Source organism: Streptomyces sp. NPDC086023, from assembly GCF_044540325.1.
Taxonomy (GTDB): Bacteria; Actinomycetota; Actinomycetes; order Streptomycetales; family Streptomycetaceae; genus Streptomyces.
The window spans coordinates 273,466-298,055 of the sequence record NZ_JBITRX010000005.1 but is presented as its reverse complement, the minus strand read 5'-3'; the positions used below and the strand labels follow the sequence as shown (position 1 = coordinate 298,055).

23 protein-coding genes and 2 tRNA genes are annotated in these 24,590 nt (G+C 72.8%); 11 read left to right on the top strand and 14 right to left on the bottom strand.

The genetic code is table 11. The annotated features are described in order from the left end of the window. Nucleotides 1–38: 38 nt before the first annotated feature. The 4 genes from ACIF6F_RS12935 to ACIF6F_RS12920 all read left to right on the top strand — a co-directional run bounded on the left by ACIF6F_RS12935 (nt 39) and on the right by ACIF6F_RS12920 (nt 3,647). On the top strand, nt 39–752 hold the full coding sequence (locus ACIF6F_RS12935) for a M50 family metallopeptidase (RefSeq protein ID WP_399945227.1): 714 nt from the start codon (nt 39–41) through the stop codon (nt 750–752). Between the two features lie 67 nt (nt 753–819). Next, nucleotides 820–2,160: a 3-phosphoshikimate 1-carboxyvinyltransferase gene (gene aroA, locus ACIF6F_RS12930; RefSeq protein ID WP_399945225.1), complete on the top strand. Its 1,341-nt coding sequence runs from the start codon at nt 820–822 to the stop codon at nt 2,158–2,160. A 4-nt stretch (nt 2,161–2,164) separates the two neighbouring features. Then, on the top strand, nt 2,165–3,175 hold the full coding sequence (rsgA, locus tag ACIF6F_RS12925; RefSeq protein ID WP_399945222.1) for a ribosome small subunit-dependent GTPase A: 1,011 nt from the start codon (nt 2,165–2,167) through the stop codon (nt 3,173–3,175). 148 nt (nt 3,176–3,323) lie between these two features. After that, nucleotides 3,324–3,647, top strand: coding sequence for a DMT family transporter (locus tag ACIF6F_RS12920; RefSeq protein ID WP_399945219.1), 324 nt, complete (start codon nt 3,324–3,326; stop codon nt 3,645–3,647). On the opposite strand, the gene ACIF6F_RS12915 is transcribed toward ACIF6F_RS12920, so the two are convergent. Beyond that, nucleotides 3,613–4,275 (bottom strand): TetR/AcrR family transcriptional regulator, encoded by a 663-nt coding sequence (locus ACIF6F_RS12915; RefSeq protein ID WP_399945217.1) that lies wholly within the window; start codon nt 4,273–4,275, stop codon nt 3,613–3,615. The genes ACIF6F_RS12920 and ACIF6F_RS12915 overlap by 35 nt on opposite strands. Nucleotides 4,276–4,416: 141 nt before the next feature. On the opposite strand from ACIF6F_RS12915, the gene hisN reads away from it, so the two are divergent. Then, nucleotides 4,417–5,220: a histidinol-phosphatase gene (hisN, locus tag ACIF6F_RS12910; protein ID WP_399945215.1), complete on the top strand. Its 804-nt coding sequence runs from the start codon at nt 4,417–4,419 to the stop codon at nt 5,218–5,220. A gap of 159 nt (nt 5,221–5,379) precedes the next feature. Further along, on the top strand, nt 5,380–5,772 hold the full coding sequence (locus tag ACIF6F_RS12905; RefSeq protein ID WP_399945212.1) for a cyclic nucleotide-binding/CBS domain-containing protein: 393 nt from the start codon (nt 5,380–5,382) through the stop codon (nt 5,770–5,772). Between the two features lie 72 nt (nt 5,773–5,844). Here the strand turns inward: ACIF6F_RS12905 and ACIF6F_RS12900 are convergent, their stop codons facing one another. After that, the gene (locus ACIF6F_RS12900) at nt 5,845–7,314 is read right to left on the bottom strand and encodes a catalase (RefSeq protein ID WP_399945209.1); all 1,470 of its coding nucleotides are present in this window, start codon (nt 7,312–7,314) and stop codon (nt 5,845–5,847) included. A 126-nt stretch (nt 7,315–7,440) separates the two neighbouring features. Between ACIF6F_RS12900 and ACIF6F_RS12895 the strand changes: the two genes are divergently transcribed. Further along, nucleotides 7,441–7,857, top strand: coding sequence for a Fur family transcriptional regulator (locus tag ACIF6F_RS12895; protein WP_399945206.1), 417 nt, complete (start codon nt 7,441–7,443; stop codon nt 7,855–7,857). 185 nt (nt 7,858–8,042) lie between these two features. On the opposite strand, the gene ACIF6F_RS12890 is transcribed toward ACIF6F_RS12895, so the two are convergent. The 4 genes from ACIF6F_RS12890 to ACIF6F_RS12875 form a co-directional block, all read right to left on the bottom strand. Beyond that, nucleotides 8,043–8,116, bottom strand: a tRNA-Met gene (locus ACIF6F_RS12890). 46 nt (nt 8,117–8,162) lie between these two features. Beyond that, complete coding sequence (locus ACIF6F_RS12885; RefSeq protein ID WP_399945203.1) at nt 8,163–10,112, bottom strand: sel1 repeat family protein; 1,950 nt, start codon at nt 10,110–10,112, stop codon at nt 8,163–8,165. Between the two features lie 235 nt (nt 10,113–10,347). Beyond that, nucleotides 10,348–10,421: transfer RNA gene (locus ACIF6F_RS12880), tRNA-Met, on the bottom strand. 61 nt (nt 10,422–10,482) lie between these two features. After that, a complete protein-coding gene (locus tag ACIF6F_RS12875; protein WP_399945565.1) occupies nt 10,483–13,335 on the bottom strand; it encodes a UPF0182 family protein in 2,853 nt (950 codons plus the stop codon). Between the two features lie 128 nt (nt 13,336–13,463). On the opposite strand from ACIF6F_RS12875, the gene ACIF6F_RS12870 reads away from it, so the two are divergent. Next, entirely contained in the window at nt 13,464–14,033 is a 570-nt protein-coding gene (locus ACIF6F_RS12870; RefSeq protein WP_399945200.1) for a PPA1309 family protein, read from the top strand. Between the two features lie 25 nt (nt 14,034–14,058). Here the strand turns inward: ACIF6F_RS12870 and ACIF6F_RS12865 are convergent, their stop codons facing one another. From ACIF6F_RS12865 to ACIF6F_RS12850, 4 genes are all read right to left on the bottom strand, one after another. After that, a complete protein-coding gene (locus tag ACIF6F_RS12865; RefSeq protein WP_399945199.1) occupies nt 14,059–15,144 on the bottom strand; it encodes a PDZ domain-containing protein in 1,086 nt (361 codons plus the stop codon). Between the two features lie 21 nt (nt 15,145–15,165). Further along, nucleotides 15,166–15,345, bottom strand: a complete 180-nt coding sequence (locus ACIF6F_RS12860) for a hypothetical protein (protein WP_399945196.1) — start codon at nt 15,343–15,345, stop codon at nt 15,166–15,168. Between the two features lie 91 nt (nt 15,346–15,436). Then, entirely contained in the window at nt 15,437–15,898 is a 462-nt protein-coding gene (locus ACIF6F_RS12855; protein WP_399945193.1) for a molybdenum cofactor biosynthesis protein MoaE, read from the bottom strand. Between the two features lie 228 nt (nt 15,899–16,126). Next, nucleotides 16,127–17,248 (bottom strand): SDR family oxidoreductase, encoded by a 1,122-nt coding sequence (locus ACIF6F_RS12850; protein WP_399945191.1) that lies wholly within the window; start codon nt 17,246–17,248, stop codon nt 16,127–16,129. Between the two features lie 204 nt (nt 17,249–17,452). Between ACIF6F_RS12850 and ACIF6F_RS12845 the strand changes: the two genes are divergently transcribed. Both ACIF6F_RS12845 and ACIF6F_RS12840 read left to right on the top strand, forming a co-directional pair. After that, the gene (locus ACIF6F_RS12845; RefSeq protein WP_399945188.1) at nt 17,453–18,853 is read left to right on the top strand and encodes a zinc-dependent metalloprotease; all 1,401 of its coding nucleotides are present in this window, start codon (nt 17,453–17,455) and stop codon (nt 18,851–18,853) included. Next, complete coding sequence (locus ACIF6F_RS12840; protein ID WP_399945185.1) at nt 18,850–19,374, top strand: NUDIX hydrolase; 525 nt, start codon at nt 18,850–18,852, stop codon at nt 19,372–19,374. The genes ACIF6F_RS12845 and ACIF6F_RS12840 overlap by 4 nt, the downstream gene beginning before the upstream one ends. 90 nt (nt 19,375–19,464) lie before the next feature. Here ACIF6F_RS12840 and ACIF6F_RS12835 read toward each other — a convergent pair whose 3' ends face one another. From ACIF6F_RS12835 to ACIF6F_RS12820, 4 genes are all read right to left on the bottom strand, one after another. Beyond that, nucleotides 19,465–20,196: an AIM24 family protein gene (locus ACIF6F_RS12835; protein ID WP_399945182.1), complete on the bottom strand. Its 732-nt coding sequence runs from the start codon at nt 20,194–20,196 to the stop codon at nt 19,465–19,467. An 18-nt stretch (nt 20,197–20,214) separates the two neighbouring features. Then, nucleotides 20,215–20,892 carry an AIM24 family protein gene (locus ACIF6F_RS12830; protein WP_399945179.1) on the bottom strand — a complete coding sequence of 226 codons (678 nt, stop codon included), beginning with the start codon at nt 20,890–20,892 and terminating at the stop codon, nt 20,215–20,217. Between the two features lie 8 nt (nt 20,893–20,900). Further along, entirely contained in the window at nt 20,901–22,553 is a 1,653-nt protein-coding gene (locus ACIF6F_RS12825) for a TerD family protein (protein ID WP_399945177.1), read from the bottom strand. 152 nt (nt 22,554–22,705) lie between these two features. Next, nucleotides 22,706–23,413, bottom strand: coding sequence for a M48 family metallopeptidase (locus ACIF6F_RS12820; RefSeq protein ID WP_399945175.1), 708 nt, complete (start codon nt 23,411–23,413; stop codon nt 22,706–22,708). A gap of 3 nt (nt 23,414–23,416) precedes the next feature. Between ACIF6F_RS12820 and ACIF6F_RS12815 the strand changes: the two genes are divergently transcribed. Beyond that, nucleotides 23,417–24,559: a TOMM precursor leader peptide-binding protein gene (locus tag ACIF6F_RS12815; RefSeq protein ID WP_399945174.1), complete on the top strand. Its 1,143-nt coding sequence runs from the start codon at nt 23,417–23,419 to the stop codon at nt 24,557–24,559. Nucleotides 24,560–24,590 lie beyond the last annotated feature (31 nt).

Here is a 24,590-nt window from a genome sequence, read left to right as displayed (position 1 = left end):
ATGGCCCCAGACCCCGAAGGCAAGGAGTGAGCCACCAGATGGACAGCAACGCGATAGGCGGCCTCTGGGACCGGCTCACCGGGCTCCAGCCCGCACCCGACACGTGGCTGGTCGTGGCCACGGCCCTGGCCGCCCTGGCCGTCGTCGTGCCGCGGCCCGTGTGGCGCCTGTCGCGCAACGCGATCACCATCGCGCACGAGGGCGGCCACGGCCTGGTCGCGGTGCTCACCAACCGCCGGCTGTCCGGGATCCGGCTGCACTCGGACACCAGCGGCCTGACGGTCAGCCGCGGCCGCCCGACCGGTCCCGGCATGATCCTCACGGCCGCCGCCGGGTACACCGCTCCCCCGCTGCTGGGCCTCGGCGGCGCCTGGCTGCTGTCCGGGCACCGGATCACGCTGCTCCTGTGGGCGGCGACGGCCCTGCTCGCCGCGATGCTGGTGATGATCAGGAACGCGTACGGGATGCTGACGGTGGTCCTGACCGGCGGCGCCTTCCTGCTGGTGTCGTGGCTCGCGCCGACGGACGTCCAGGCGCTGTTCGCGTACGGGGTGGTGTGGTTCCTGCTGCTCGGCGGGGTGCGGCCGGTCTTCGAGCTGGGCGCCCAGCGGCGGCACGGGGGCGCGCCCGACTCGGACGCCGACCAGCTGGGCCGGCTCACCCACGTGCACCCGGTGGTGTGGCTCCTCTTCTTCCACGCCGTTTCCCTCTGCTCGCTGACCGGGGGCGGGCGCTGGCTGCTCGGCCTGTGAGTTCAGGGCGTGAGACGACCCGCTTCCGGGCAAGGGGGCGCGGTGCCGAGCAACTAAAGTGAGGGGCATGACCCAGACCCCCGCGCTTCCCGCCCTCTGGCCCGCCCCGCTCGCGGACGGGCCCGTCCGTGCCACCGTGACCGTGCCGGGGTCCAAATCGGTCACGAACCGCGCCCTGGTGCTGGCCGCGCTGGCCTCGGAGCCGGGCTGGGTGCGGCGCCCGCTGCGCTCCCGTGACTCGCAGCTGATGTCCGACGCGCTGCGCGCCATGGGCGTGGGCATCGAGGAGACCGTCTCCTCCAGCTCCGCGGGGGCCGGGGAGAGCGGCGAGGCCTGGCGGGTCATCCCGGCCGGACTGCACGGCCCGGCGACGGTGGACGTGGGCAACGCGGGTACGGTCATGCGCTTCCTCCCGCCGGTCGCGGCCCTCGCCGACGGCCCCATCCGCTTCGACGGCGACCCCCGTTCGTACGAGCGCCCCCTCGGCCAGGTCATCTCCGCGCTGCGGGCGCTGGGCGCCCGTATCGACGACGAGGGCCGCGGCGCCCTCCCGATGACCGTGCACGGCGGCGGGGCCCTGGACGGCGGCACGGTCGAGATCGACGCCTCCTCCTCGTCCCAGTTCGTCTCGGCCCTGCTGCTCTCCGCCCCCCGCTTCAACCAGGGCGTCGAGGTGCGGCACGTGGGCGAGACCCTGCCGTCGCTGCCGCACATCCGGATGACGGTGGAGATGCTGCGCGCGGCCGGCGCCCAGGTCGACACCCCCGAGGCGGGCGGCGAGAAGAACGTCTGGCGGGTCTCCCCCAGCGCCCTGCTCGGCCGGGACCTGGTCGTGGAGCCGGACCTGTCGAACGCGCAGCCGTTCCTGGCCGCCGCGCTGATCACCGGCGGCACGGTCACCGTTCCCGACTGGCCGCGCCGCACCACCCAGCCGGGTGACGAGCTCCGCCGCATCTTCACGGAGATGGGCGGCTCCTGCGAGCTGACCGACGACGGCCTGGTCTTCACCGGCTCGGGCCGGATCCACGGCATCGACGTGGACCTCGGCGAGGTCGGCGAGCTGACCCCCGGCATCGCGGCGGTGGCTGCCCTGGCGGACTCCCCGTCGACCCTGCGGGGCGTGGCGCACCTGCGGCTGCACGAGACGGACCGGCTGGCCGCCCTGACCAAGGAGATCAACGAGCTGGGCGGCGACGTCACGGAGACGGCAGACGGCCTGCACATCCGTCCGCGCCGCCTGCACGGCGGGATCTTCCACACGTACGACGACCACCGGATGGCCACCGCCGGTGCGATCATCGGTCTGGCCGTCGAGGGCGTGGAGATCGAGAACGTGGCGACGACCGCGAAGACCCTCCCGGACTTCCCGGCCATGTGGACGGGCATGCTCAAGGGTTCGGGAGCCTGACGCGATGCGCCGGTACGGCAAGCACACCGACGAGGACGACATCCGGGCCCGCCCCAACCCGAAGGGCAACCGGCCCCGGACGAACATCCGGCCCAAGCACGAGGACGCCTCCGAGGGGTTCGTCCTGACCGTCGACCGCGGCAGGCTGACCTGCCTGGTCGAGGACCGCACCGTCACCGCGATGAAGGCCCGTGAACTGGGCCGGAAGGCCGCGGTGGTGGGCGACCGGGTGGGGCTCGTCGGCGACCTGTCCGGCAGGAAGGACACCCTGGCGCGGATCGTGCGCATCGAGACGCGCAAGTCGGTGCTGCGCCGCACCGCGGACGACGACGACCCGTTCGAGCGGGTGGTCGTCGCCAACGCCGACCAGCTGGCGATCGTGACGGCGCTGGCGGACCCGGAGCCGCGCCCCCGGCTCATCGACCGCTGTCTGGTCGCGGCGTACGACGCGGGCCTGGAGCCGCTGCTGGTGCTGACCAAGTCGGACCTGGCGCCCGCGGACAAGCTCCTGGAGACCTACGCGACGCTGGGCCTGGCGCACGTGGTGGTCAACCGCGACGAGCTGCACAACGGGGACGCGGCGGACCGGGTGCGGGAGCACCTGACGGGCCGGATCACGGCCTTCGTCGGCCACTCCGGCGTCGGCAAGACGACCCTGGTCAACTCGCTGGTCACGGAGGACCGGCGGCGCGCGACCGGCCATGTGAACGCGGTGACCGGCCGCGGCCGGCACACCACCACCTCCGCGCTGGCGCTGCCGCTGCCGTCGGGGGACGGCTGGGTCATCGACACGCCCGGCGTCCGGTCCTTCGGCCTGCACCACGTCGACCCGTCGCGCGTGATCCTGGCCTTCCCCGACCTGGTGGAGGGGACGGAGGGCTGCCCGCGCGCGTGCAGCCACGACGAGCAGGACTGCGCGCTGGACGAGTGGGTGGCCGAGGGGCACGCGGACCCTGCGCGGCTGTACTCGCTGCGGCGGCTGCTGGCCACGCGGGAGCGGCGCGAGGGCGACTGATCCCCCCGGGCCGACGGATCCGCCGGGGCCGCCGGCCTTCCCGGGCCCGGCGCGTGGCAGGCCGACGTTTGCCGGGCGGGGGGTCTGGTAAATGCATAATCGCACCAAGTGACGCGAAGCGGTCACCGAATGCGGGGAGGCATGCATCATGGCGTGGCTGCTGGTCGTGGTCGCGGGGATCCTGGAAACCGGTTTCGCGGTCTGCCTCAAGCTCTCGCACGGCTTCACCCGCCTGTGGCCGACGATCGCCTTCGCGTGCTTCGCGCTGGGGAGCTTCGGACTGCTGACGCTGGCCCTGAGGAAGCTGGACGTGGGCCCGGCGTACGCGGTGTGGACGGGCATCGGGGCGGCCGGCACCGCCATCTACGGAATGGTCTTCCTCGGGGACCTGGTCTCCACCCTCAAGATCGTCTCGATCACGCTGGTGATCGTCGGGGTCATCGGCCTCCAGCTCTCCGGCTCCTCGCACTGAACCCGCCGGGCGGGCCCTGCCTGAGCTCTGCCGCCCGGAGCTCGCCCGGGCGTTCGGCGATCCCGAGGAGTTCGCGCAGGGCCGCCTCGCCGGGCTCCTCCGGCGGCGCGATCACACAGGACAGGGCGACGCGTACGGCGAGTTCGCAGCGGCGCCTGGTGCCCTCCCCCGGCTCCAGTGCGGCAGCGGCCCGGTCCCGCACCGCCCTGGCCAGCTCGGCCGGCCCCGGCACCCCGGCGTCGGCCCGCCGCTGCGCCGGCACCGCGGAGGGGGCCCGCGCGGGGCCCGGGCGCGGCACCGGGAGCCGCTCGTCCCAGCAGCCGGTGAGCAGGGCCCGTACGAGCGGGTGGGCGCGGGCTGCGCGTACGGTCCACTCCGCCACGGCCAGCAGGCGTTCGCGGCCGGCCGCGTGGGAGCCCAGGGCCCGGTCCACCCCGTCGAGGTACCAGTCGGTCTCGCGTCGCAGCAGGGCTCTGGCGAGGCCGTCCTTGCCGCCGAACTCGTTGTAGAGGGTCTGCCGCGACACCCCGGCGGCAGCCGCCACGTCCACCATCCGCACGACCGGCCAGGGCCGGGCCGTGAGCGCCGCCCGTGCGGCTTCCAGCAAGGCTTCCCGCGCTGTCGGCATCCCGCGCCTCCCTCCCCGGCACGGCCGGGTAGCCCACGTCCTCGCCAGCGTTGACGGGCCCGCCGAAGCTGTCAAGGAGTGCCGCAGGGGTGAGCGCGGGGCCGTGTGGTCGGCCCCCTTCCGGGCCGATACTGTTCGGCCATGCCCGAGTATGACGATGATCTGCGCCTTGCCCATGCCCTGGCGGACGCCGCCGACGAGGTCACGATGGCCCGCTTCAAGGCCCTGGACCTGAAGGTGGAGACCAAGCCGGACATGACTCCGGTGAGCGAGGCGGACACGGCCACGGAGGCCGTGGTGCGCCGGCTGATCGAGGAGGCCCGGCCCACGGACGCGATCCTCGGTGAGGAGTACGGCCTGGTCGGCGACGGTCCCCGGCGCTGGGTCGTCGACCCCATCGACGGCACGAAGAACTACGTCCGCGGGGTGCCGGTCTGGGCGACCCTGATCTCCCTGATGGCGGCGGACGAGAACGGCCGGTTCCGGCCGGTGGTCGGCGTGGTCTCCGCGCCGGCGCTGGGCCGCCGCTGGTGGGCCGCCGAGGGCGCGGGCGCGTTCGGCGGCGGGGCCCTGGCGACGGAGGGCCCGATCGGCGTCTCCAAGGTGGCCTCGCTGGGCGACGCCTCCTTCGCCTACTCCTCGCTCACCGGCTGGGAGGAGCAGGGCCGGCTGCCGGGCTTCCTGGACCTGACCAGGGCCTGCTGGCGGACCCGCGGATACGGGGACTTCTGGCCGTACATGATGGTGGCCGAGGGTTCGCTGGACCTGTGCGCGGAGCCGGAGCTGAACCTGTGGGACATGGCCGCCGTCGCGGTGGTCGTCCAGGAGGCCGGCGGCAGGTTCACGAGCATCGACGGCGAGGACGGGGTGGACGGCGGCAACGCGGCCGCGTCGAACGGTCTGCTGCACGACGAGATGCTCCGGCACCTGCGCCCCCGCGACTGACGGCCGCCCCCGCTCACCGAGCGTGCCCCCTTGTTGACCCCGGGCCGCCGTGGGAATCTGAGAATCCTCCGCTTGTGCGCTTGTGAATCCGTTCTCTAGGGGCGGCGGAACCGGCGCTCCGCCCGAGCGGGGGTCTCACCCTAGGAGGTGGCTCTCTTCATGCTCGTCCGCGACGCCATGAGCACACTGATCCTGACCCTCGGCCCCGCCCACACCCTCAGGCAGGCGGCCTGCCTGATGTCCGGCCGCAGGGTCGGGGCGGCCGTCGTCCTCGACCCCGAGACCAGCGGCATCGGCATCCTGACCGAGCGCGACATCCTCAACTCCCTGGGCGCGGGGCACGACCCCGACCGCGAGACCGTCTCCGCCCACACGACCAACAACGTCGTCTTCTGCACCCCGGACGCCACCCTCCAGGAGGCCGCCGAGGCCATGGTGCACGGGGGCTTCCGGCACCTGATCGTCCTGGAGGACGGCGGCGCGGTGGGCATCGTGTCCGTCCGCGACGTCATCCGCTGCTGGGTCCCGGCCCGGCGTACGGTCCCCGCGTAGGGGCGGGCACGACGGCGGGCCGGCACCCCCTGGAGGGTGCCGGCCCGCCGTTCGCAGCGGCGAGCGGCCGCGTCAGCCGCGCAGGGCCTCGACGGCGGCCTGCAGCCGCTTGCCGAAGTCACCGTCCGCCTTGCGGAAGTTCTCGATCGCCCGCTCGGCGATGTCGTCGCGGGAGACCTTGGCGATGAAGCCGGACAGGTTCTCGATCAGCCGGCCCTTATCGTCCTCGGACATCAGCCGGTAGAGGTTGCCGGCCTGCACGAAGTCGTCGTCCTCGGCGTGCAGCGGCGCCGCGTGGTCACCGGTGACGCCGGTGACCGGCGTGCCCGCCCACAGCGGCCGGTCGGTCTGGTGCGGACCGCCGAAGGAGTTGGGCTCGTAGTTCTTCGCGCCCCCGTGGCGGCCGTCGTAGAGGAGGCCGTCGCGGGAGTGGGTGCGCGCCTGGGTGGCGTGCGGGCGGTTCACCGGCAGGTGGTCGGCGTTGATGCCGACCCGGTAGCGGTGCGCGTCGCCGTACGCGAAGAGCCGGCCCTGGAGCATCTTGTCCGGCGAGGGGCCGATGCCGGGCACGAAGTGCGCGGGGCTGAAGATGCTCTGCTCGACCTCGGCGAAGATGTTCTCCGGGTTGCGGTTGAGCTCCAGCTTGCCGATTTCGACCGGCGGGTAGTCCTCGTGCGGCCAGACCTTGGTCAGGTCGAACGGGTTGAAGCGGTACGTCGCCGCGTCCGCCGCGGGCATGATCTGTACCTGCACGGTCCAGGTCGGGAAGTCGCCGCGCTCGATGGACTCGCGCAGGTCGCGCTGGTGCGAGTCGGGGTCCTCGCCGGCGAGCCGGTTGGCCTCGGCCTGGGTGAGGTTCCTGATGCCCTGGTCGGTCTTGAAGTGGTACTTGACCCAGAAGACCTCGCCGGCCTCGTTGTTCCACTGGAAGGTGTGCGACCCGTAGCCGTTCATGTGACGGTACGAGGCCGGGATGCCGCGGTCGCCGAACAGCCAGGTCACCTGGTGGGTGGACTCGGGCGAGAGGCCCCAGAAGTCCCAGACGTTGTCCGCCTCCTGGGAACCCGTGTACGGGTCGCGCTTCTGGGTGTGGATGAAGTCGGGGAACTTGATGGCGTCCCGGATGAAGAAGACCGGCGTGTTGTTGCCGACGAGGTCGTAGTTGCCCTCTTCGGTGTAGAACTTCAGCGCCCAGCCGCGCGGGTCGCGGCGCGCGTCGGCGCCGCCGAGGCTGTCGGCCACCGTCGAGAAGCGCAGGAACGTCTCCGTCTGCTTGCCGACCTCGGACAGGAACTTCGCCCGGGTGTAGCGCGTGACGTCGGCCGTCACGGTGAAGGTGCCGTACGCGCCGGCGCCGCGGGCGTGCACGACGCGCTCCGGGATCCGCTCGCGGTTGAAGTGGGCGAGCTTCTCCAGCAGCAGCTGGTCCTGGACCAGCACCGGACCACCGACGCCGGCCGTCTCGCTGTTCTGATTGTCGGCGACCGGGGCACCGGCCTCCGTGGTGAGCGGTCCCTGCGTCACGTGCGCCTCCTGCGTCATGTCCTGACTCGTCCTGTCCTCGACTACGTCGGAATTGATCCTACGATAGACATTGTCCAAGTCAAGCAAGGATCCAAGTCCACACTGATTCGGGATCAAGGCCGCCTCGCTGTTAGGCTGGCGCTCATGAGTGACCTGCTCGAACGACTTCGCGGACGCGGCTGGCGCATGACGGCCCAGCGGCGCGTCGTGGCCGAGGTCCTGGACGGCGACCACGTCCACCTCACGGCCGACGAGGTCCACGCACGCGCAGTGGTCAAACTGCCCGAAATCTCCCGCGCGACCGTGTACAACACGCTGGGCGAGCTCGTCTCGCTCGGCGAGGTGCTGGAGGTCTCGACCGACCGGCGCGCCAAGCGGTACGACCCGAACGCCCACCGGCCGCACCAGCACCTGGTCTGCGCCCGCTGCGGCGCCATCCGCGACGTGCACCCCGCCGGCAACCCGCTGGCCGACCTCCCCGACTCGGAGCGCTTCGGCTTCGTGGTCTCCGACGTGGAGGTCACCTACCGCGGCCTCTGCCCCGGCTGCGCATCGGCCTGATCGGTCCCTCCGACGCCAGCATGCCCCCCGGTGATCCACCGGGGGGCATGCTCGTAGGCGGGTATGTCAGGTCACGAGGGCCGGGAGCGGGCGCCGGAACGGCACACCGCGAAGGACCGGCACACGACGCATGGCCGGGAACACGACGAAGGCCCGGATCCTGAGGATGCGGGCCTTCGTGCTAGTAGCGGGGACAGGATTTGAACCTGCGACCTCTGGGTTATGAGCCCAGCGAGCTACCGAGCTGCTCCACCCCGCGTCGGTGAACCCCACACTACGTCACGGTCGCCGAGCAGGGCAAATCCTTACGCGGTGAGCTCCTCGTCGAGGGCCTCGCGCAGCCGCTCGGCGCGCGCGGCCACCTCGGAGGGGCCGAGTTCCATGGCCCGGGCGCACCACTTGCGCCCCTCGTTCAGATCGCCGTGCCGGGCCGCCAGGAGCGCGAGACGGAGCGCGGCACGGCCGTGCCCGGCCACCGCGGCGCGGGTCCACCACAGGGCCGCCTCCGGCTCGCTGCCCTCGCGGGCCAGCAGCAGCCCCAGGTTGAACGCGCCGTTGCGGCTGCCCGCCTCGGCGGCCTCGCGGTACCAGCGGGCGGCGGCGCCCAGCTCGCCCCGGCCCGCGGCCAGCATGCCGACCCGGACCTGGGCGCGTCGGTGCCCCTGCTCGGCGGCGCGCTCGTACCACTCCTCGCTCTCGGTCTTCGCGGGCGGGCCCGCGCCCAGCCCGGGAGGCTCCGGGGGCGGCTGGAGGGACTCCAGCAGCGAGGCCAGGCGGAAGGCGGCCTCGGCGCTGCCGCCCCCCGCCGCACAGCGCAGGTGGCGCTCGGCGGCCCGCTCTTCGCCGTCCCTGACCAGTGCGATGCCGACCTGGAGGGCCGCGTCGGTGTGGCCCGCGGCCGCGGCCCGCTCGTACCACTTCAGGGCGGAGCGGTCCTCGTCGCGGCTGGCGAAGAGGATGCCGAGGTTGAACGCGGCGTCCACGCTGCCCGCCTCGGCGGCCTTGGAGAACCAGGGCTCGGCCCCGGCCGCGTCCCCGGCCTGGAGCAGCAGGATCGCCAGCGCGTTCGCGGCCTCGCGGTGGCCGGCGTACGCGGCCCGGCGGTACCACTGCTCGGCCTGCGGCACCCGGTCCTGTGCGGCGCAGAGCAGCCCGAGGTTGTACGCGCCGTTGTGGTCGCCCGCGTCCATGGCCGCGCGGTACCACCGCTCGGCCGTCTGGGTCTCCCCGCGGGCGGCGTGCAGGGCGCCCAGGGCGTTCGCCGCGTTCCCGTCGCCGTCCTCGGCGGCCCGCAGCCACCAGGTGGCCGCGCCCTCCTCGTCCCCGGCGTCGCGCAGCAGGAAGCCCAGGGCGCAGGCCGCCCGGGCCTCGCCCTGCTTGGCGGAGGACAGGTACCAGCGCCCGGCCTCCTTCAGCTCGCCCCGGGCCTCCAGCAGGCTGCCCAGGTGCAGGGCGGCCCGGCGGTGCCCGCGGGCCGCGGCCTGCCGGAACCACTGCTCGGCCTCGCCCGGGTGCTGCCCGGCGCTCTTGGCCGCACCCTTGGCGGGCTTCGCCCGCAGCCGCCTGGCCAGCCGGTACGCCGCCTCGCGGTGGCCCTGTTCGGCGGCGGCCCGCAGCCACTTCTCGGCGCCCTCGTCCCCGCGGTGCTCCAGCAGGTCGGCGAGCGCGTACGCGCCCAGGGCGTGCCCGGACTCGGCGGCCTGCCGCAGCCAGTACTCGGCCGCGGGCTCGTCACCGCGCTCGCGGTAGTGGCGACCCAGCGCGTGGGCGGCGGGGGCGGAGCCGGCGACAGCAGCCACGCGCCACCAGCCGGCGGCCTCGTCGGGGTAGCCGCGCTGGAGCAGCAGGACACCCAGGTTGTTGGCCGCGGCCCGGTCGCCCTCTGCGGTGGCACCACGGAGGTAGCGCTCGGCGCCGTCGAGGTCGCCGCGGCGCAGCAGCAGCGCGCCGAGCACGCTCATGGCGCCGGGGTCGCCGGCGTCGGCGGCGGGGCGGTAGCGGGCCTCCAGCTCCACGTCCTCGACCGCCTCGTTGACGGCGTCGGCCAGCGCGGAGTCGGGCCCGGCCGGCGCAGGGTCGGCCGGGGCGGGCGCGGGCGCGCCGGCGACCGCGCGCGCGGTGCCGTCGGCGGCGTCAGCCGCCGCGTCGGCGTCGGGCCGGTGGTCCGCCGTCCCCGTCACCTTCGCTTCGTCGGAATCCGCCCGCACAAACCGCCCTGTCTCCAGCAGAGTTGACCTGTCCCCCATAAATCCCATCGTCGCATCACCTGCAACCCGCGTACACCTGGTATGTCGCAGCCAGTGAGGTCACTACAGCGTTTTGTCGACATGCCCACAGAGAGATAAGTCAAACACGGACCCGCCCCAACTCCCCCCGCATGGGGGACACATACCGAAACCGGCATATGACGAAGGCCACTCGGTCCGCCGGCGGGCACGCTCGGAGGTACGACGAAGGCCCGGATCCTGAGGATCCGGGCCTTCGCGCTAGTAGCGGGGACAGGATTTGAACCTGCGACCTCTGGGTTATGAGCCCAGCGAGCTACCGAGCTGCTCCACCCCGCGTCGGTGAAACCACAGTATCACGACGCGGGACGGAGCCTTCCCGATCAACGGGGCGGCACGGCTACTGCTTGGGCTGGGGCGCCTTGGCCTCGGCCTCGGTCGCCCGCTTCAGCGCCGCCTCCAGCTCGTCCTGGGCCTTGCCGTACGCCGCCCAGTCGCCCGCCTTCAGCGCCTTGTCGGCGTCTTCGAGCGCCTTGCTCGCGTCGGCCAGGGCCTGCTTCACCGTCGGGTTCTGCGGGACCGTCGGCGGCTGGACCGTGCCGTCGGCCGGCGGCTTCGTGGTCGGGGGCTCCGCCCCGAAGACCACGTTCAGCGCCTTCTCCAGGGTGTCCTCGAAGGCCGTCTGCTCGCCGTAGGTCACCAGGACCTTCTTCAGCAGCGGGTACTTCAGCCCGCCGCCTCGGACGTACACCGGCTCGACGAAGAGCATCCCGCCGTCGAGCGGCACGGTGAGCAGGTTGCCGTACTCCACCTGCGAGTCGCCCCGGCTCAGGATGTTGATCTCCTGGGCGATCTCCGGCTTGGAGTTGAACCGCGACTGCACCAGCTTGGGTCCGTCGACCGGGTTGGCCGTGGGCAGCTTCAGCACCCTGATGCTGCCGTAGTCGGTCGTCGCCGGATCGGCGTTGACCGCCATGAACGCGGCCAGGTTGTCACGGCCGTTGGGCGTGAACGTGGTGGTGAGCGAGAAGTCCTGCGCGTTGCGGCCCGGCATCTTCATGGAGAGGTAGTACGGCGGGACCGCCGTGCCCTCCTTGGTGGTCGGGTCCTTCGGCACCGCCCACACCTCGCTGCCGCTGAGGAAGGTCTGCGGGTCCTTCACGTGGTAGCGGGTGAGCAGCTCGCGCTGGACCTTGAAGAGGTCCTGGGGGTAGCGCAGGTGCTGCATCAGGCTCTGCGGGATCTCCTTGCGGGCCTCGACCGTGCCGGGGAACGCCTTCATCCAGGTCTTGAGGACCGGGTCCTGCGTGTCCCACTGGTAGAGCTTGACCGTGCCGTCGTACGCGTCGACGGTGGCCTTCACCGAGTTGCGGATGTAGTTGACCCGGTTCTCCTGCGCGACGACCGCGCGCTGGGAGTTGGTCAGGGAGTCCGCGGTGGTGTCGCCGAGGGTGGTGCGGGAGGCGTACGGGTAGCCGTTGGTGGTGGTGTACGCGTCCACGATCCACTGGATGCGGCCGTCGATCACCGCCGGGTAGGCGGCGCCGTCGATCGTCAGCCAGGGGGCGACCGCCTCGACGCGCTCCTTGGGCGTGCGGTGGTACAGGATCCGCGAGCCCTCGCCGATGGCGCCCGAGTAGAGGATCTGCGGCTCGCTGAAGGTCAGCGCGTACGCGGCGCGGTTGAGCGGGTTGTCGAGGTTGACACCGCTCTTGCCCTCGTACCGGGTCTCGACCTCGCGCTTGTCGTCGGAGTAGTCGAGCTCCAGCTGCGGGCCGCCGACGATGGAGTACTGCTTGGTCTCCTCGCCGTAGTAGATCCGCTGCTCGTACGTGCCCAGCTCGCCCTTCGAGGGCAGGCCGGCCTCCGTGAAGACGGGCTTGCCGTCTGGGGTGACCTCGGTGCCCTTGGCCGCGACCGCGCCGTAGCCGTGGGTGTACCGGAAGTGGTCGTTGATCCAGTTGTTCTTCGGGATGCCCTGGAGGTTCAGCTCGCGCAGGCCGATCACGGTGTCCTGGCCCTTGTACCGGTCGACGGCGAGGGTGGACGGGAAGCCGTAGTAGCCCTTGTTCTGCTGGAGCTGCTGGAAGGCCGGCGAGACGATGTTCGGGTCGAGCAGGCGGATGCTGGCCGTGGTGTCGGCGTCCTGCCTGAGCTTGTTCTTGTCCGTGGTGTTCGCCGTGCCCGGGTACTCGGTGACCTGCGTCTGCTCGATCCCGTAGGCCTCCTGGGTGGCCTTGATGTTCTTCTGGACGTACGGCGATTCCTTGGCCTGCTCGTTCGGCTGGACCTGGAACTTCTGGACGATCGCCGGGTAGAGGCCGCCGATCAGGATGGCGGAGAGCACCATCAGCCCGAAGCCGATCACCGGCAGCTGCCAGGTGCGGCGCCACAGCGTCGCGAAGAACAGCGCGGCGCAGATCGCGGCGATGCAGAAGAGGATGGTCTTGGCCGGCAGGTAGGCGTTGGCGTCGACGTACCGGAGGCCGGTCCAGTTGTCGGCCGCCTTGAAGTCGCTGGACTTCACCGCGAGGCCGTACCGGTCGAGCCAGTACGCGACCGCCTTGAGCGAGACGAAGAGGCCGAGCAGCACCGACAGGTGGCCGGTGGCGGCGGCGGTGGCCCGGGCGCCGGGGCTGGTCAGACGCAGCCCGCCGTACAGGTAGTGCACCACGACGGCGGCGATCAGCGACAGCACGATGGCGGCGAAGCCGAAGCCGAGCAGGAAGCGGTACCAGGGCAGGTCGAACGCGTAGAAGGACACGTCGAGACCGAACTGCGGGTCCTTCTTCCCGAAGGGGACGCCGTTGACGTACATCAGCCAGGTGCGCCACTGGCCGGCGGCGGACGCGCCCGCGATCAGCCCGACGAGCGCGGCGATCCCGGTCAGCAGCCACTTCTTGTACGGGGCGATGCCCATGCGGTAGCGGTCGAGGCTCTGCTGCTCCAGCGACATCGCGCTCAGCGGCGGCCGCAGCCGGTGCGCCAGCCAGATGTTGAACCCGACGGCACCGGCCATCAGCAGGCCGAAGACGGCGAAGAGCCCGGTCTTCGTCCACAGGGTGGTGGTGAAGACGGAGGAGTAGTGCACGGACCTGAACCACAGCCAGTCGGTCCAGAAGCCCGCGAACATGATGAACGCCATGGCCAGGACGGCCAGGACGCCCAAGGTCATCAGCAGGGTCCGGGCACGCCGGGACGGGCGGCCGACTCTGATCCGTGGCCCGGACGGGCCTCCGCCGCGGTCCGGCATCTGGAAAGCCAAGGTGCGCACCTCGAAGTCGCTGTGTGTCTGTAGAGCGGGCACCCGATCGTAGAGCCCACTCGTGCAACTTACTGAGGCTTCGGTCAGTTCCCGGTATCGGGCGGAAAGGAGGCAGGATGTTGCCCATGTCCAACGTTTCCCCCTCCGGCACCCCGATGGCGGCCAGCCCGCTCACCCGTGCCGTCCTCGAAATCGACGAGTACGCGGCCGGCCTCGGCTGGGACCAGCCGACCCGGCTGTTCGCCCTCGTCGACACCGCGAAGCTGCGCGCCCAGGAACCGCAGCTGGCCGAGCAGCTCGGTCTCGACCGGACCGACAGCGGCGCCGCCACCCTGACCCCGGTCCTGCAGGACGAGCTGCCGGCCGGAACCGCCCTGGACGAGTTCCTGGGCACCATCGCCTGGCCGGACGCCGTCACGGGCTGCGCGCTGACGGTGGAGCGGCTGATGCTGCCGCCGTCCGCGGAGGCCGCCGTGCCGAAGGACCTGGACGAGAAGCGGCTGGCCGAGTGGGTGGCCCGGCATCCGGAGCGGCAGGAGGTCCGGATGACCGTGGCCGTGCTGCGCGACGGCGCCCGCGAGTCGGCCTTGCGGCTGCGCGAGAAGGACTCCGCCGGCGAGGTGCTGACCGGCGCGGACCTGGTGCCGGGCCTGGCCGAGGCGCTGGCCTCGACCTTCGAGGCGTAAGGCCCTCAGCGGGCGCGGGACGCGGTCAGGGCGTGCACTGCGGCAGCCCGGCCGTGTCCCCCTTGCCGATCTTCTTCAGGGCCTGCACCGCGTCGCCGATCGTGCCGACCTTGACCAGGGTCAGGCCGTCCGGGGTGTTCTTCGCGGCGGAGGAGCAGTTGTCCGCGGGCGTGAGGAAGTACCGCGCGCCCGCCTCGCGCGCGCCGATCGTCTTCATCTGGATGCCGCCGATCGGGCCGACCTTGCCGTCGTCGTCGATGGTGCCGGTGCCCGCGACGAAGTTGCCGCCCGTGAGGTTCTCCGGGGTGAGCTTGTCGACGATGCCCAGGGCGAACATCAGCCCCGCGCTCGGGCCGCCGACGTCGGCGAGCTTGATGTCGACGGTGAACGGGAAGGTGTGGTCGGTCCCGGCCCGGATGCCGACGATCGCGTGACCGTCGTCGGGGGCCTTCCCGGCGGTGATCACGACCTTCTCGCCGCCCTTGGGCTCGCGGTGGGCCTTCTCGGCGGCCGCGGCCTCCTTGGCGGGGATGACGTCGAAGACGACCTTCTCGCCCGGCTTGTGCCTGGTGACGAGGTCGGCGACGTCACCGGGGGCCTTCACCGGGGTGCCGTCGACGGACTTGACCACGTCGCCGGCGTGCAGCCTGCCCTCCGAGGGGCTGCCCTTCACCACGGAGGCCACCACGACGCGGGCGCCGACCGGGATGCCCAGCTCCTTGAGCGCGGCCACCTTGGCGCTCTCCTGGGACTGGCTGAACTCCTCGGCGTTCTCCTGCGTCGACTCCTCTTCCGTCTTGCCGTCGGGGTAGAGGTTCTCGTGCGGGACGACGATGTTGCCGCCGGAGAGCCAGCCGTACACGGCCTCGACCAGGTTCATGTCGTAGTCGGCGCCGGTGACGCGGACCGTCGTCATGTTGAGGTGCCCCGTGGTCGGGTACGTCTTGCGGCCGGAGATCTGCAGGACGGCCTCGCCGTGGGACTCGCCGAGCGTGTTCACCGTGGGGCCGGGGCTCATCTCCGAGTACGGGACCTTGATGAAGATCCCCGCACAGAGGAACGCGAACAGCACGAGGGTCGAGGCGAGCATCGTCGCGGTGCGGCGTGGCATGGAACGACAGTACGGGACGTGTCAGAAGGCGTCCGAACCGGAGTGCGCCTTGTCGGCCCGGTCCATCGCCTCGCGGAACCGGGCGTACCCCGCCAGCTCCGATATGTCGCCGGAGGTGCGGTCCCGGGCGGCCCAGCTCGCCCATATCGCAGCTCCGACGGCGGCGAACAGCGGAATCAGCAACCAGGCCAGCGACGCCATTCCGGGCCTCCCTCCCATGGACCGACACGCGGTGTGTGTTGTGGAATCCAACGCTGGTCCTCGGGGCGGGGTTACGCAAATCGACGGGGCGTCAGCAGGCGCCGACCCACTCCTCGGTGCCGTCGGAGAAGCGCTGGTGCTTCCAGATCGGGACCTCGTGCTTGAGGTCGTCGATCAGCTTCCGGCACGCCTCGAAGGCCTCGCCGCGGTGCGGGCAGGACACGGCGACGATCACCGCGAGATCGCCCACGGTCAGATCGCCCACCCGGTGGACGGCGGCCAGGGCCCGGACCGGGTACTCGGCCACGACGCGCTCGGCGATGCGGCGCATCTCCGCCTGAGCGCTCGGATGGCTGGAGTAGCCGAGGGAGTCGACGTCGGCCCCGCCGTCGTGGTTGCGCACCGTGCCGACGAAGAGGGTCGTGCCGCCCGTGGCGTCGTCGCCGACGGCCTTGAAGACCTCGTCGAGCGAGAGCGGGGTCTCACGGATCTCGAGCAGCCGGATCGGGTCCGCTGCGGCCTGCTCGCCGGGGTGGTCGAAGTGCGGTGCCATACCGTCCATCGTGCCCTACGGCCGGGAGATCGCCCAAGGGGCGATTCGACCGGTGCGCGGGGCCCGGGATATGGAGCCTCCTACAGGCCGGAGGACCGGCTCGGAAGCCGGGTCGGGCCAGGCCGGAGCCCGAGCCGGCGGCCGGGTCGGACCCGGTTCGCAGGCGCGGCGGCAGGCCGCCCGGCCGGGGCGGGAAGCCGCTGCCCGGGCCGGGCCGGGTGCGGGCGGTCAGATCCCGCGGCGCTTGCGGGCCCTGCGTACGACGGCGGCCGCGCCCAGCAGCGCGACGGTCGCGCCCGCGGCGCCCGCGGCGGTGGCGTCCTTGCGGCCGAGCCGGCGGCCGGCGACGGTGTGGCGCCCCGACACCTCCTGGAGCAGCTCGGCGAGGACCTCCTCGTTGGTCCACCGGGGGCGCCAGCCCGCGTCGTGCAGCCGGCTCACGCTCACCACCCAGGGGTGCATCGTGTACGCGAGGTCCCCGGCCGGGGACGGGGTGAGGCCGATGCGGTGCAGCCGGGCGGCGGCGCCCAGGGCCACGGCGGAGGGCAGCTCCATCCGGCGGATGCCGCTGAGCTCCTCGACCTCCTCCTGCTCCAGCCAGCCCTCGCAGCCCACCGCCAGCTCGCCCTCGACCTTCTCCAGGGCCGCGTACTCCAGGGCGCTGACCAGGTCCTCGACGTGGCAGAACTGCCAGGTGGGCCGGGATCCGGCGACCACCAGGAGCCGTGGGGACTCGAAGTAGCGGGTGAGTGCCGTGTCCGTGCCGCCGACCAGCACCGCGGGGCGGACCACCGAGACGTTCAGGCCCGGGTGGGCACGCGGGGCGCGGCGGCCCAGGCGCTCGATCTCCAGCAGGTCGCCGACGCCGGTGGCCTCCGCTGTGGCGCGCAGCTCGGCGTCCTCGGAGAGCGGGATGTCGTTGTCGGGCAGCGCGCCGTAGACCATCGCGGAGGTGCACAGCACGACCCGGCGCACCCCGGCCGCGGCGGAGGCGGTGAGCACGGTCTGGGTGCCGCGCACGTTGTACGCCGTACGGGCGGCCGGGTCGGTCTCCAGGTCGAGGTCCAGCGCGAGGTGGACGACGACGTCGGCGCCGCGGAGCTTGTCGGCGATGGCCGGGTCGCGGACGTCGAGGACGTGCCACTGGGCGGCGGCGCAGTCGCCCCGCCGCTCGTCGATCGCGACCACCTGCCTGACCTCGTCTGACTCGGCGAGGCGGCGCACGAGCGCGGCGCCCACGCCCGAGGCGGCGCCGGTCACGGCCACCACGGGACCGCGTGCGCCGCCGTTTCGCCTTGGGCGAACCTCGTCGTCGTGCGCTGCTCGGAGCTGTGGATCTGGGGAACTCACCGGGCGTCTCCAGCGGTTGTCTTCAGTACGGGCGCGTCGTGACGCGTACGTACCAGGTGATGTCCATCCTGCCGCAGCCCCGGAGCCGGCGGAGCACCGAGCCCGGAACCGGGTGTGGTGTCTACGCTGGTGGTGTTGTCGGACCATTGTTGTCGGACCATTGCCGTCGGTTCCCGCCGGCGGCCTGACGAGCCGAGGAAACCCGTGAGTGACACCCCATTCGGATTCGGCCTTCCGCCGGAGGAGCCGGAGAACGGCGACGAGGGCAAGAAGAAGGGCGGCCAGGGCGGCCCGAATCCGTTCGGGTTCGGCGGGGCCGGGCTGCCGGGCGGTGCGGACAACCCGTTCGCCGCGATGTTCGGGTCGGTGAACCCGGCCGATCTGGGGGCGGCCTTCCAGCAGCTCGGCCAGATGCTGAGCTACGAGGGCGGTCCCGTGAACTGGGACATGGCCAAGGACATCGCGCGCCAGACCGTCGCCCAGGGCACCTCGGACGGCGTGAAGGATTCCAGCGTGGGCCCCGCCGAGCGGGCGGCCGTCGAGGAGGCCGTGCGGCTGGCGGACCTGTGGCTGGACGGCGTGACCTCGCTGCCCTCGGGCGCGGGCACGGCCGTGGCCTGGAGCCGCGCCGAGTGGGTCGAGGCGACCCTGCCGGTGTGGAAGGAGCTCGTCGACCCGGTGGCCGAGCGCGTCGGCGCGGCCATGGGCAGCGTCCTGCCGGAGGAGATGCAGGCCATGGCGGGCCCGCTGCTCGGCATGATGCGTTCCATGGGCGGGGCCATGTTCGGCCAGCAGATCGGCCAGGCGGTGGGCACGCTGGCGGGCGAGGTCGTCGGTTCCACCGACATCGGGCTGCCGCTGGGCCCGGCCGGGCGGGCCGCGCTGCTGCCGCTCAACATCGGGACCTTCGGCAAGGACCTCGGGGTGCCGTCGGACGAGGTCCGGCTGTACCTGGCGCTGCGCGAGGCCGCCCACCAGCGCCTGTTCGCGCACGTGCCGTGGCTGCGCTCGCACCTGTTCGGCGCGGTCGAGGGGTACGCGCGCGGGATCAAGGTCGACACCTCGAAGCTGGAGGACGTGGTCGGCCAGCTCGACCCGGGCAACCCCGAGCAGCTGCAGGAGGCGCTCCAGGGCGGCATGTTCCAGCCGCAGGACACCCCCGAGCAGAAGGCCGCGCTGGCCCGCCTGGAGACGGCGCTCGCGCTGGTCGAGGGCTGGGTGGACGCCGTGGTCCACGAGGCGGCCAAGCCCCGCCTGACCTCGGCGGACGCGCTGCGCGAGACGCTGCGCCGGCGCCGCGCCTCGGGCGGTCCCGCGGAGCAGACCTTCGCCACCCTGATCGGTCTGGAGCTGCGCCCGCGGCGGCTGCGCGACGCGTCCCGCCTGTGGGCCTCCCTCACCGACGCGCGCGGGGTGGACGGCCGGGACGGGCTGTGGGAGCACCCGGACATGCTGCCGACCGCGACCGACCTGGACGACCCGGACGGCTTCGTCCACCGCGAGCAGCTGGACTTCTCCGAGATCGACAAGATGCTCGGCGAGGCCGCCGAGCGGCGCGGGGAGCAGGACGGCAAGGGCGAGGACGAGGGCGACGACGAGAAGTGAGCCTGCACGACGACGCGGTCCTCGTCCTGAAGGGGTACGAGGGCCAGCCCGAGCTGCGTGACGTCTACCTGGAGCACCTCGCGGCGCACCCGGACGGGGTCTACAAACCCTGCACCGCCGGTCACGTCACCGGCAGCGCCCTGGTGATCGACCCGGCCGGCGGCCGGGTGCTGCTGACCCTGCACAGGAAGCTGGGCATGTGGCTCCAGATGGGCGGCCACTGCGAGCCCGGGGACGCCACGCTGGCGGACGCGGCACTGCGCGAGGCCCGGGAGGAGTCCGGCATCGCGCACGGCCTGGCCCTGCTGCCGGGCGGCCCGGTGCGGCTGGACCGGCACCCGATCCCGGCGCCGTGCCACTGGCACCTGGACGTCCAGTACGCGGCGCTGGCGCCGGCCGAGGCGGTGGCGGAGATCAGCGACGAGTCGCTGGACCTGCGCTGGTTCCGGTACGACGAGGTGGCCGGGGTGGCCGACGAGTCGGTCGTACGGCTGCTGGAGGCGACGCGGGCCCGGCTCTGACGGCGCCCGTACCCGGTGCCCGTACGACGGGGGCGGTCCCACACCGTGGGTCCGCCCCCGTCGCGTACCGGCGGGTGCCGGCAGGGCGTGTCAGGCGCGGCTGCCGCCCATGGAGTTGCCGCGCAGGCCGAAGCCGAAGGCGCCGCCGCGCAGGTGCAGCGGGGGCATCAGCTCGCTGGGCTGGACCAGGACGTGCCCGTGGCCCTGGAACTGCATCTCCCAGCCCTCGCCCGTGGCGCCGCGGCGGCGCCAGACCGAGGAGGTGGAGGTGGGGGCCTGCATCTGGGTGCGCAGGGTGGTCGACCAGGCGATGACGGCGTCCGCGTCCGCGCAGATGTTGCTGTTCGGCGTGACCTCCAGGACCAGCGGCTCGCCCGAGGTGAGCAGGGCGACCTGGCCGCTGCCGGTGAGCTCCAGGTTGTAGGCGCCGGCCGAGGCCACGCCGACCGCGCTGTCGACGGCGACGATGCCCACGCCGAGGGTGGAGTCGAAGGCGAGGACCGAAGCGCTGTCGACGGTGATGCCGCCGCCGACGTCCATGACGTGGATGTGCTGGGCGAAGTTGGCCAGGTAGACCTGTCCGTTGCCCTTGCACTTCATCAGTTCCAGGCGCTCCTGCGTCATCCGCTCGACGTTGCGCCAGCTGCGGTTCCTGTACTGGCTCTGGAAGTCCACCTGGCCCTCGAAGGCGACCATGGCGCCCTGGCGGGCGAGGACGGATCCGGGGCCCTGGCCGATCTCGACCTTGAGCAGCTGGGAGTTCTGCAGGGTGTAGCGCCCGGTCGACTGGACCGGGACGTGTGCGAAGAGTGTGCTGTGCATGATGGCTCGGTGCTCCTCTCAGCCCCGGATCTTGAAACGGTCGCCGGTGTCCTCGCTGGGCTGGACGACCACGAAGCCCTGGCCCTTGAAGCCGATCTGGAGGGCCTCGCCGCTGCCCCGGCCGATCAGGGCGCTCGCCTTGACGGTGCGCTTGGCCTTGAGGTCGAGGCCGGTGGTCCAGGCGACGAGCGCGTCCGGGTCGACGTACGTCTCCCGCTCGGCGCAGTCGAGGACGGTGGGGATGCCGCGGCTGACGAGCGCGACCCAGCCGGTGCCGCGGACGACCAGGTTGGTCAGGCCGGAGCCGGAGAGCTTGGCGATGCCCTTGACCGGCTCGATGGCGAGCTGGAGGGAGGCGTCGCAGGCCAGGAGGGTGGCGCCGTTGACTGACAGGGCCTCGTTGTTGAGGTGCAGGACGACGACGTCCGCGCCGTAGTCGGCGAGGTAGAGGTCGCCGTCGCCGCGGCAGAGCATCAGCCGGCCGCCCTCTCCGGTGACCATCTCCTCGGCGGAGCGGCGCAGCGTCGCGGGGGCGGCGTCGAACTGGACGTAGCCGTTGTACGCGATCATCGAGCCGGCCTTGGCGATGAGGTCCTGGCCGGTGACCATCGTGACCTTGAGGGTCTTCGCGCTGTGGACGGCCATCCGGACCCCGGTGGGCACGGCGCTGTGGGCGTTGAGTGTGTACGTATCCATGGCCTGCCTCACGCCTCGAAGGGCTGGACGACGACGAAGTTGCCGGGGGCGCCCCGGAACTGGAGGTTGACCGCCTCCGACTGGGCGCTGGCGTAGCCGGAGCGGCGCAGGCGCAGCGCGGTGGTGGTGACGGCCTGGGCGCCCGCGGACCAGGCGATCACCGCGTTGCCGTCGACGTACGTGGCCTGGCCGACGGGGAGGACCACCGGGGTGCCGCGGGTCTTGACGACGACGGCGCCGGTGCCGGAGAAGGCCATGGCGAAGAAGCCGCCGCCGGGCAGGCCGGCGCCCTCGATGCGGCGCACCTCGGTGTCGAGGCTCTCGTCGAAGGCGAGGACGCCGTGGGCGCTGGTGTAGATCTGCTCGTTCTCCAGGCGGATCACGAAGACGCGGCTGGCCTCGTCGGCGAGGAAGACCTCGCCCTCGCCGGAACAGCGCATGAGGGACATGCCCTGGCCCGTGAGCTGTCCGGTGAGCTTGCCGAGCAGGCCCGAACCCTTGTGGGCGAAGTCGATGTCGCCCTGGTAGGCGACCATGCTGCCCTGCTTGGCGAGGATGGCGTGGCCCTTGGCGAGCGTGGCGCGGACCTGCTGGGGGTTCTGCTCGGTCCAGCGGTCCCCCGCAGCCGCCTCGGCGTACTTGGTGAGGACGACGCGCAGGCCGGCCTCCGGGGGTACGGGCGCCAGCTGCTGGCCGCCGCCGAAGGGCTGCTGGCCGGGGATGCCGGGCGGGGTGGTGCCGGGGAAGCCGGGCGGGGTGGTGCCGGGGAAGCCGGGCGGGGTGGTGCCGGGGTAGCCGGGCGGGGTGGTGGCTGCCGGTGCCGCGGGGGCCGCCGGGGCGAAGGGGGCCGGTACCGCGGCGGGGGGCGCGGGCGGCGCGCCGAAGGGGGCGGCCGGTGCGGCGGGCGCGGGCGGTGCCGCGGGGGTGAACGGGGCCGTGGGGGCCGGGGGCGCGGGCGGCGCGCCGAAGCCGGCCGTCTGCGGAGTGGGGGTGCCGAAGGCCGGGGCGGGGGCGGGGGCCGGGGCGGGTGCCGCCGGGGCGGGGGCCGGGGCGGGTGCCGCCGGGGCAGCGGGAGCCGGCGGCGGGGCGAAGCCGGGGGCGGGCGCGGGCGCCGCCGGCTGCGCCTCGGGCTCCTCGGCGACCTCGCCGCCGAAGTTCTGCAGCAGGGCCGCGAGGCCGCCGTCGAAGCCCTGGCCGACCGCCGCGAAGCGCCAGACGTCCTTGAGGTAGAAGTCGCCCAGCATGACGGCGCGCTCGGTGCTGAACTCCGCTCCCGTGAATGCGTACCTGACGACCTCTTCGCCGCCCGCGACGACCCGGATGTATCCGGGGCCGACCTGCGACATCTGTCCGGCGCCGTCGATGGTGGCGGTGAAGCTCAGTTTGTGGATCGAGGCGGGGATCCGGTCCAGCGTGACGCGGAATGACTCCGTGTCGCCGGACTGGGGGCCCAGCTGCTGGATGGCCTCCTCCGGGGACTTCGGCTGGTTGAAGAAGACGAAGTACCGGTCGTCCGACAGCCGCTCGTCGGCGTCGAGTCCGAAGCAGCTGATGTCGAACGTCAGCCCGGGGCCCGAGATCTGCACCCCGACATAGAGGTCCGTCCCCGCCGTGAGGTCACTGATCTTGGCCTTGTGGCCGCGTTGGAATTCCCTGGCCATGCGTACGACCGTCCCCCATCCCGAAATGTGAATGCGTTCAGCGAGTCAGGCTAACGGCAATCTTCGAGATCCAGCCAAGCCGGTACGCAGCCGGTACATTTCACGGCCCGTCACCGGGGGCGCGGGCCGGGCCACGGGGGCCGGGTGCCGGCTCAGGTCTCGCGGGGGGCCGGGAGATGCGGGAGGCGGTCGGCGGCGACCACGCCCTCCAGGTAGCCGCGGGCCCGCTCGGTACGGGGGTATGCCTCCAGCAGCCGCCAGAAGCGGGGGCCGTGGCCCGGGACCAGCAGGTGGGCCAGCTCGTGCAGCAGCACGTAGTCGACCACGTACTCGGGCATGCCCTGGAGGCGGTGGGACAGGCGGATGCTGCCCTCGGCGGGGGTGCAGGAGCCCCAGCGCGTGTTCTGGTTGGTGACCCAGCGGACCGAGGCGGGGCGGGCGCGGCCTTCGTAGTACTGCTCGGACAGGCGCGCGGCCCGCTCGGTCAGCTCTGCGTCGCCGAGCGTCCGCTTGCTCTCCTGTGCGGCCAGTTTGTCGAGCATCAGGCCGACCCAGCGCTGCTCCTCGGCCTCGGACATCCGGGCAGGGATGAGGACGACCGTGCGGTCGCCTTCCCGGTAGGCGGAGACGGTCCTGCGGCGGCGCGCGCTCCGGCGGACTTCGACGGCGCTGTGCGGTGGATCGGCGGACACGCCCAAGACCGTACCGGGTGGCCGTGGCCGAAGTCCTCCCCCTGCCGGGTTTGAACGATTAATAGCCTTAATTCCTGCTGCCTGTGGACAACTCCCGGCAGGGGGTTCCGGGGATGGGCATTCTCGCTGGTGTGCGGGACGGTCCCGGCATCCGCGGAAGTGAGGCATGTGATGTATCCGAAGGTGAAACCTGCATTGGCGCGCGCCTGGCGCGATCTTCAGACGGTGCAATTCGGAGTGACGCCCGCGCACGCGGTGGCGTTCGGTCCGCTGGACAACGCCGCGGGCGGGTTCCTGGACCTGCTCGACGGCACGCGGACGCTGCCGGCGCTCCGCGAGGGGGCCGCGGCGCTCGGGCTGCCCGAGGGCCACGCCGACCTGCTGGTGCGGCGCCTCGCCGGGGCGGGGCTGCTGGACGACTCGACCGCCGGCGGCCCACCCGCGCAGGCGATGCGGCACCGGATGGACATGGTCGAGCGGTTACGGCCGGACCTGGGCTCCCTGTCACTGGTGCGCCGGGAGCCGGGCGGCGCGCTGCGCGGGCTCGCGGCCCGGCGGGCCGTGCGGGTGCAGGTGCGGGGGCTGGGCCGGGTGGGCGCGCTGGTCGCGGCGGTGCTCGCGGGTGCCGGGGTGGGCCGGGTCGAGGGGGTGGACGGGGGCGTGGTGGAGCCGGGTGACGTGGCGCCCGGCGGTCTGCCGCCCGACTCGGTGGGGATGCGGCGGGACGACGCGGTGCGGCAGCTGGTGCGGGCCGCGGCTCCGGCGCCGCCGCCGAGGAGCGGGCCGGCGGGGAGTGCCGGGGGTGCGGAGCCGGGGCTGTCCCTGGTGGTGGTCGCGCCGCGGCAGGGGCTCGCCGTGTACGCGCCGGACCCGGCGGAGACGGCCGACTGGATCGGTTCCGGCACCCCGCACCTGTTCGCGGGGGTGCTGGAGGGGACGGGGGTGGTGGGGCCGCTGGTGCTGCCCGGGGAGACCGCCTGCTCGGGGTGCCTGGAGCGGGACCGGGTGGCGCGCGACCCGGCGTGGCCGCGGCTGGTGACGCAGTGGCGTTCGGGGCGGGGACGGGCGGGTCCCTCGTGCGACGTGGGGGTGGCCACCGCGGTGGCCGGGCTGGCCGCGGCCCACGCCCTGGCGTTCCTCGACGGCAGGCTGCCCGCGTCCGCCGGAGCGCGCTGGGAGGTCGCGGTGCCCGAGCTGGACTGGCGGCGGGATCCCGTGCCCGCGCACTCCGACTGCCCGTGCGGGGCGGCCCGGAGCGGAGAGGGGGAGCGCACCAGCGTCGGGCGAGAGCCGCAGGACACAATGGCCCGGTAACCGCCGTCCGCGGCGCGGCTGTGTGGGAACT